General features: G+C 70.7%; 3 protein-coding genes. 2 read left to right on the top strand and 1 reads right to left on the bottom strand.

All coding sequences use genetic code 11. From position 1 onward, the window contains the following. On the bottom strand, positions 1 to 852 hold an 852-nt coding region (locus GA0115259_RS34905; RefSeq protein WP_093604326.1), incomplete at its 3' end, for a 5-dehydro-4-deoxyglucarate dehydratase. A gap of 292 nt (positions 853 to 1,144) precedes the next feature. Here GA0115259_RS34905 and GA0115259_RS34900 point away from each other — a divergent pair. Both GA0115259_RS34900 and GA0115259_RS34895 read left to right on the top strand, forming a co-directional pair. Continuing rightward, positions 1,145 to 1,954: an NAD-dependent epimerase/dehydratase family protein gene (locus tag GA0115259_RS34900; RefSeq protein WP_093604324.1), complete on the top strand. Its 810-nt coding sequence runs from the start codon at positions 1,145 to 1,147 to the stop codon at positions 1,952 to 1,954. 74 nt (positions 1,955 to 2,028) lie between these two features. Next, positions 2,029 to 2,597 (top strand): TerD family protein (locus tag GA0115259_RS34895; protein ID WP_141716819.1); only part of this gene is annotated, 569 nt, incomplete at its 3' end.

Raw genomic sequence — 2,597 nt, 5'->3', positions numbered from 1 at the left:
CCCCCCCCCCCCGCCCACCCCGCCGAGCCGTACACCCGCCTTGACGAGCGAGACGGCGTAGCCACGGCCAAGACTGCGCAGCTCGACCAGCGGCGCGTAGAAGCCGTCGAGCAGCCGCTCGACGGTCGTGTCGTCGCCGGTGGCCAGGGCGCGGTGGAAGGCGAGCGCGATATCGGGCGCGAAGGCGAAGACGGCGGAGGAGTAGAGCGTGATCCCGATACCGCGGTAGGCGGGGCCGGTGAGTTCGGCGGTGGGCAGACCGTTGAAGAAGAGGAACTCGCGGCCGGGCAGCTCGGTCCGTACGGCGCTGACGATGCGCTGCATCAGATCGAGGTCGCCGTATCCGTCCTTGAGGCCGATGATGCCGTCCACGGCGGCGAGCCGGACGACGGTCGCCGGGGTGAAGATGGCGTTGTCGCGCTGGTAGACGATGGTTTCCAGGGAGGTGGCGGCGGCCAGGGCGGTGTAGTGGCGCACCAGCCCTTCCTGGTCGGCGACGACCAGATAGGGCGGCATCGCGAGCAGTCCGTCCGCGCCCTCCTCCTCGGCGATCCGCGCGTACCGGATCGCGAGCGCCGTACCGTATCCGGTCGCCGCCACGACCGGCACCCGGCCGCCGGTCACCTCGACGGCCGCGGCGAGGCAGGCGCGGAACTCCTCCGGAGTGAGGGCGTGGAACTCACCGGTGCCGCAGCACGCGAAGACCGCGGCGGCTCCGGCGTCGACGCCCGCTCCGACATGCGCGCGGAAGGCGTCGAGGTCGAGGGCGCCGTCGGGCCCGTACGCGGTGACGGGGAAGAACAGCGGCCCGGCCACGCGGGTGAGGCGTGCGGCGAGCGGGGCTGAGGTCACGAGCGCTCCCTTGGCCATGCAGCGAGCGGCGACCGCTCGTGCACAATTCTGATCGATGTCCATATCCCTGAACGACGCCACGCTAAGGCAGCCTCGCGGCGCGGGTCAAGACGAGAAACCGCAACTCAGAGACATATTCACCACGCTCACGCCACACTTGACGCTGCCGCCGCCCACTCCTTAGCGTGTCCACGCATGTGAATGATGTCTACGGATCTGAGCTTACCGAGCACGCCGAGCACGCCGTCCATGGATCCACACCGCGGATCCGCGCCGCCGAGGAGATCTCCCGATGCCCGCACCGCGTACCGTTCTGCTCACCGGCGCCGCCGGCGGCCTCGGCACCCTGATGCGCGGCCTGCTGCCCGCGTACGGCTATGAACTGCGGCTCTTCGACGTCCATCCCGTCGACGGCGAGCCCGACGCCATCACCGCCGATCTCGCGGACACGGACGCGCTGCGCGAGGCCGTCCGGGGCGTGGACGCGATCATCCATCTCGCGGGCATCTCGCTGGAGTCCACCTTCGACAAGATCCTGCGCGCCAACATCCAGGGCACGTACAACCTCTACGAGGCGGCCCGCGCGGAGGGCGTCGCACGTACGGTCTTCGCCTCCAGCAACCACGCCGTGGGCTTCACTCCGCGCCCTCGGGGCGACGATCCGCTGATTCCCGTCGACACACCGCGCCGCCCGGACACCTACTACGGGCTGTCCAAGTGCTTCGGCGAGGATCTCGCCCAGCTCTACTGGGATCTGCACGGGCTGGAGACCGTCTCCGTACGGATCGGCTCCTGCTTCGCCGAGCCCAGCACCGTCCGGATGCTCTCCGTCTGGCTCAGCCCCGAGGACTGCGCCCGTCTCTTCCACGCCGCGCTCACCGCCGAGAACGTCGGCCACACCGTCGTATACGGCTCCTCCGCCAACACCCGGCTGTGGTGGGACCTGACGAGCGCGCGGGCGCTGGGATACGAGCCTCAGGACGACTCGGAGCAGTACGCGGAGAAGCTCGTCGCGGCCCAGGGACCGCTCGATCCGGCCAGACCGGACCACGCGTATCTGGGCGGCCAGTTCATCACCGACCCGCCGCGCTGGCCGCACTGACGCGAATGGCGCGCGAATGGCGTAGGTAAGGGAACGGTAAAGCGGGGTCGTTCGTTACGCCAGGCATGACAGCTATGACCCCCGGCTCGAACATCCCTCTTCCCACCACCCATGTGGCGGTGGACGTCGCCGCTCCCGTGCGGCTCGACGTATCGGGCCTGCTGCTCACCGCCGACGGCAAGGTGCGCTCGGACGACGACTTCATCTTCTACAACCAGCCGGCGGGCCCGGGCGTGACCTACCGCTCGGGCGGCGGCTCGGCGCCGGACGCGATCGTCGTCGACACCGCCGCCGTCCCGCCGGGCATCGAGAAGATCGTCGTCACCGCGAGCCCGGACGCCGACGGACAGAGCTTCCAGGGCATCGAGCCCACCGCGACGATCCGCGACGCCGCCACGGGCGGCGCGCTGGCCACGTTCACGCCGCCGCGGCTGGGCAGCGAGACGGCCCTGGTGATCGTGGAGATCTATCTGCGGAACGGCGCGTGGAAAGCGCGTGCGGTGGGCCAGGGGTACGCCAATGGACTGGCCGGGATCGCGACCGACTTCGGTGTCTCGGTCGAGGAGCCCGCCCCGGCTCCCGTCGCGGTCCCGGTCCCCGCACCCGCGCAGGCGGCGCCGCCCGCCCAGGCCGCGCCGCCGGG

The organism is Streptomyces sp. MnatMP-M17 (assembly GCF_900091995.1).
Classification (GTDB): Bacteria; Actinomycetota; Actinomycetes; order Streptomycetales; family Streptomycetaceae; genus Streptomyces.
Note: the sequence above shows the minus strand (reverse complement) of the source record. Positions and strands in the feature narration are given on the sequence as shown.